At 34.4% G+C, this 6,000-nt stretch carries 2 protein-coding genes and 1 pseudogene; all 3 read left to right on the plus strand.

Features of this window, described 5'->3' with window-relative positions; translation table 11 throughout:
- The first annotated feature begins 830 nt into the window (after positions 1–830).
- Positions 831–3,044 carry a catalase/peroxidase HPI gene (gene katG, locus ACFCYN_RS21190; protein ID WP_375951570.1) on the plus strand — a complete coding sequence of 738 codons (2,214 nt, stop codon included), beginning with the start codon at positions 831–833 and terminating at the stop codon, positions 3,042–3,044.
- Between the two features lie 470 nt (positions 3,045–3,514).
- Positions 3,515–3,667: pseudogene (locus ACFCYN_RS21195) on the plus strand (sporulation protein YhbH); the annotation flags it as partial.
- Positions 3,668–4,219: 552 nt separating this feature from the next.
- On the plus strand, positions 4,220–6,000 hold a 1,781-nt coding region (locus tag ACFCYN_RS21200; protein ID WP_375951572.1), incomplete at its 3' end, for a S8 family serine peptidase.

A 6,000-nucleotide genomic window follows, 5' to 3' on the forward strand; every position in this document is an offset into this window, starting at 1 on the left:
GGTATGGAGAATTAAATGGAGTGCGAAATTCGTAGAATGTGAGAAACAGAGAGACCCTATTGAGGCTTTTTCTGTTTTTTTGTCATAAATACCCAAACTTTAATAATGTCATAGAGGATCCTTTTTCAACATAATGGCAAAATAGCCGAACAAGAAAATTTTAAAAAAATATCGAATATTATTTAAATGTAATAAATCTAAAGGCAGAATTTTATGAGCGTAATAATAAGTTATAATAATCAATAGGATAGATGAAATATCTATTGGTAAAGATATACTTGGCAGTAATTGTAATAAGGCTTTTTTGTCTTTATTAAAATTATTGAAAAAGGTTAATTAAATTAAAGAAGGTTTTAATTAAGGCTACTATATTTTCAGAACTTTAATGTCCAATTCAATTTGTTATTGGTTAATTTAAATCTATTTTTAAATTAAAACTTTAAATTCTGCTTCTGGACAAGATAACAGATCAACTTACATATTATTTTAATGTACTATTAAATTTTATTAGCTGTTACTCTTTTTCATTTAGGAACTGATATCTATAAAATTTAAATCAAATAATTTATTATTTTTTCTTCTATATTAATTCAACCTCATAGTATTTGTGAATATACATGAATTTTCATCGCAATTCGACTTTAAATATATTAAGTAATATTTAATAGTAAGTTGTTTAAAGATGCTATTAAGTTTTTTTGCTTAAAATATTTATTTACTACATGGTTAAGATGAATAACTATTGTGGATTTTAAATAAAATATTTATGTTGCAAATCTAGTTTCTACCTATTTTAATATTTAAAGGCTAATGAGAAGGGAGATTTTTATATGAAAAATAATAATATTCCAGATCAAAAAGAACACACAGCAGCAGGTCAATGTCCAATTACACATCATAAGGATAGTGCAATTACAACTTCACGAGCTCTTGGGGGTACAACTAATAAAGATTGGTGGCCAAATCAATTAAATATAGATGTACTTCACCAGCATGATAGAAAGCCGAATCCAATGGATCCAGAATTTAATTATAAGGAAGCTTTTTCAAAGCTAGACTACGAGGCATTAAAAAATGATTTACGTGTATTAATGACAGACAGTCAAGAATGGTGGCCGGCAGACTATGGTCATTATGGACCGTTTTTTATTCGAATGACATGGCATGCGGCTGGTACATATCGATCTACAGATGGTCGTGGGGGCGGTGGAAATGGCTCACAACGTTTTGCTCCTCTAAATAGCTGGCCGGATAACGTTAATCTTGATAAAGCTCGCCGATTATTATGGCCAATTAAACAAAAGTATGGAAATAAAATTTCATGGGCTGATTTACTAGTTTTAACGGGTAACGTTGCTCTTGAATCGATGGGTTTTAAAACATTTGGGTTTGGTGCTGGAAGAGAAGACATTTGGCATCCTGAACAAGATGTATATTGGGGTTCTGAGAAAGAATGGTTAGCAGACAATCGCTATTCAGGGGACCGTGAATTAGAAAATCCACTTGCTGCTGTAGAAATGGGATTAATTTATGTAAATCCTGAAGGTCCAAATGGCAAACCAGACCCACTTGCAAGTGCACGTGATATACGTGATACTTTTGGACGTATGGGAATGAATGATGAAGAAACAATTGCACTGATAGCAGGTGGTCATACTTTTGGTAAAGCACACGGTGCTGGTGATCCTTCACATGTAGGTGATAATCCAGAAGCTGCAACACTTGAAACGCAAGGATTCGGTTGGTTAAGTACATATGGTAGTGGAAAAGGGCGTGACACAATTTCAAGTGGGATTGAAGGTGCTTGGACGTCAAATCCGACAAAGTGGGATAATGAATTTTTTGAACAACTATTTGAATATGAGTGGGAATTAACGAAGAGTCCTGCAGGAGCATTCCAATGGGAGCCTGTTAATCTTACAGAAAATCATATGGCACCAGATGCGGAGGATGCAACAATTAAGGTTAAAACTAATATGACAACGGCTGATATGGCTCTAAAAATCGATCCTGATTTTGAGAAAATTTCAAGAAGTTACTATGAAAATCCTGATAAATTTGCCGATGCATTTGCAAGAGCATGGTTTAAACTACTTCATCGTGATATGGGTCCTATAGAAAGATACTGGGGTCCAGAAGTTCCAACTGAAGAATTACTTTGGCAAGATCCGATTCCGAAGGTTAATTATATTGTGACTGACAATGAAATAGAAGAATTAAAGGAAAAAATCATCAATTCTGGCTTAACAATTAGTGAACTTGTTAAAACAGCATGGGCTTCAGCAAGCTCTTACCGTAATTCTGATATGCGAGGTGGAGCAAATGGCGCACGAGTTAGGCTGGCTCCACAAAAGGATTGGGAATCAAATGAACCAGAGCAGCTGGCAAAAGTGTTAAAAGTGTATGTAGAAATTCAAAGTCAATTAGCAAATGAAATTAGCCTTGCTGATTTAATTGTTCTCGGAGGGAATGCTGCAATTGAAAAGGCAGCAAAAGATGGGGGCTTTGAAATAAAAGTTCCATTTAATCCTGGACGTGGTGATGCAACACAAGAACAAACTGATGCAGCAAGTTTTAATGTGTTAGAGCCAGTATCAGATGGTTTCCGTAACTATCAAAAGCAAGAATATGCTACTAGCCCAGAAGAAATGCTAATTGAAAAGGCACAATTATTAGGTTTAACAGCTCCTGAATTGACTGTATTAATCGGTGGAATGCGAGTACTCGGCACGAACCATGGCGACTCAAAATACGGTGTGTTTACTGACAAAGTAGGAGTACTATCAAATGATTTTTTTGTGAATTTGCTTGATATGAATATTGAATGGAAAGCTACAGAGTTTAATGTTTTTGATGGACGTGACCGTAAAACAGGTGAAGTTAAACGTGAAGCAACACGCTTCGATCTTGTATTTGGTTCAAATTCTATTCTTCGAGCACTGGCCGAACTATATGCACAAAATGATAACAAAGAAAAATTTGTTCGAGACTTTGTTGCAGCTTGGGTAAAAATAATGGATGCTGATCGTTATGATCTAAAATAAATATATTTTTTAGTAAGAAATTTTATACTGTAAGGTTATCTAAATATAATCAAATTTAAGATTGAATGTTGGTTTTAATTATCCTCTTTATAATAAAATTTGATAAATATGAGCATGGGTTGAAATTTTTTTCAAATCATGCTTTTTCTATTCCTAATTCTTTCTCATCTATTAGTAAGTTAATACTTTCTTGTCCTATTTTGTTGTTTTGATTTTCTTTTTTGCTATCATTGCATATAACAAATCGTTTACTGCTTCTAAAAAAATTAAAGAATTAGAACAAATAGTTAGTCAATTAGGGGACGGAAATTGGAAGTTCTTATGCAACTAAACCAGCTAATAGAAGTATTTTATTTGGTTCTAACTAACATAAATTTAACCAAAAAAGGGTGTATGCTGCACAACCAAATGGGATTTTGAAAAATTAACGACAAAAAACCCAGTCATATCAAAGGGTGTATCCTGAACATTTAAACCAATACAATCGACACTCTACTCTAATGTCCGCATATAAAAACATTAACGATGAAAAATTCCGCTACTACATCCTAAAACAAAAATCAGATGTTTTCCATTCAATGAAGAGCTTCTTTAAACAGGAGTATGAGAAGGCAGCGAAATAGAGAACGGTTATGGAGAATTAAATGGCGTGCGAAATTAGTAGAAAGTGAAAACCAGAAAACCTGTTAGAGGGTTTTTCTGGTTTTTTGTCGTAAAAATTACCATGAACTTATACTACATGGAAACCAGATGCAAACTTAGCTAGCGGACCTACTATATTTCTGCTGATGTAGTTGATAAAGAAGGATTTAAATTAACAACTAAGACAGTAACGGATACTGTCGTTAAATAAGGTAGATGAACCATCTTCTCTAAGGGGATTTTTTTTTATGAAATTGAAGTGGGTAAATTTTCAAACTCTTAAGTCCCAAAATAATGGCATTATTTGATTAGTTGAATTCTTTATTTTTTTTTTTTTTTTTTTTTTTTTTTTTTTTTAAAATTTTAGAAAAATCTAATATTTATGTTTTTTTTAAAAGTTAAAATCACGTCAACTCTTAATATAATGAAAATATCAACAGAAAGGAGGGCAGACAGACTTTGGTAGAAGATATTTTCTTAGGTTACAATTTTTATTCGGTATTTAAAAATGAATTGTGAAAAGGGGAATATATTTGAATAAGAAATGGTTTAAGGTGTTCTCAACGAGTTTTATAGCTTCGAGTTTACTAGGAACGATTGGTTTTTCCGCTCATGCATCCACTGACACTCAACAAACTTCGCTAGATACTATACCAACTTTATCAACTGTACCAAATGAAGTAATGAAAATATCTGAACAATCTCCAGAAATACAAATTCCGAAAGATATTGACGTGACAAGTAGTAAACCTATGGATATTATTGTTCAATTTAATGAAGAGCCTTCAAAGATACAGCTTGCAAAAACCAAAAAATTCAATCAAAAAACCTCATTAAATATTCAGAGAGCAGACGAAAAAGTAGAAGAAAATCATCAGGATTTCAAAGCGCTATTTGTGAATAAGAAGTCAAAATCAACCTCGTCTGTTCGAATTAATCATGAATATAAACATGCTTTTAATGGTGTCGCGATTACAATCCCGGCGAATCAAATTCCAAATCTGATTGAATCAGGATTAGTAAAGGCCATTGCTAAGGATAGAGAAGTACATATTGATCCATCGGCGCAAGTAGAAGCCAATGCAAGTACACAATCTCGGACAGAGAGCGAAACATTGCCGAATATTGGGGTAGATAAGCTTCATGAAGAGGGCGTGACAGGAGAAGGAATTAAAGTCGGCGTCTTAGATACAGGGATCGATTATCATCATCCAGATTTAAAAGATGTCTATAAAGGCGGATATGATTTTGTAGACAATGATGACGATCCAATGGAAACTACTTATGCCGATTGGAAAGCCTCAGGGAAGCCCGAGGTATCTGGAAACACATATTATACTTCGCATGGAACACATGTATCTGGTACGATCGCAGGGCAAAATAAAAATGATCTTGGTGTAGAGGGTGTTGCACCGAATGTAGATTTATACGTCTATCGTGTATTAGGACCATACGGATCGGGTACTACAAATGATATTTTGGCTGCTATCGATAAAGCTGTCCAAGATGGGATGGATGTTATTAATCTATCATTAGCATCAGATACAAATGATCCATTTGATCCACTTTCCATTGCACTAAATAATGCAACAATTGCTGGTACATTACCAGTTATTGCGGCAGGAAATGCTGGAAGTGATATGTATACTCTAGGGACTCCAGGGGCAGCAGCATTACCGCTGACCGTAGGAGCTAGTAATTTTTCTATTACACTACCAAAAGTTGATGGCACGATCCATAGTTCAAGCCCGTTTTCTCCTAATCTTCAATTGTTCGCAAAGAATTTTACTGATGATATTCATAAGCTTGAAGGGAACAGCTTTCCTGTAGTAAAAGCAGGAAGAGGAATGCCAAGTGATTTTGTAGGAAAGGATTTCAAGGATAAAATATTGGTAGTTAACTATGGAGATTATACGCCCGATTTAGTATTAAAATCTGCAAAGGAAGCAGGTGCGGCAGCCGTATTTTTTACGAATGGTCGTAATTTATATACGGACTTTTATAAAGGAGAAAGCAACAAGTTTCTACCTACGTTTAATTTACCAAATGAAGACGCTGCTAAATTGGTAGATCAAATCGCTAAGGAATCCATTACCTTTTCTTTTGATACTGTTGGTGAGATGAAAACAAATGGAGATGAGCTTGCCTTTTTTAGCTCTCGGGGACCTACTCTAGAAACATTTGACATAAAACCAGAGATAACCGCACCTGGGGTAGCGGTTTATTCAGCAGCACCTTCTTATATTACCAACCCAGACAATCTAAACGATTATCAAACTGCGTATCAGCGCATGTCGGGAACATCGATGGCTAC

The organism is Gottfriedia sp. NPDC056225 (assembly GCF_042267765.1).
In the GTDB taxonomy this organism is placed as follows: domain Bacteria; phylum Bacillota; class Bacilli; order Bacillales; family Bacillaceae_G; genus Gottfriedia.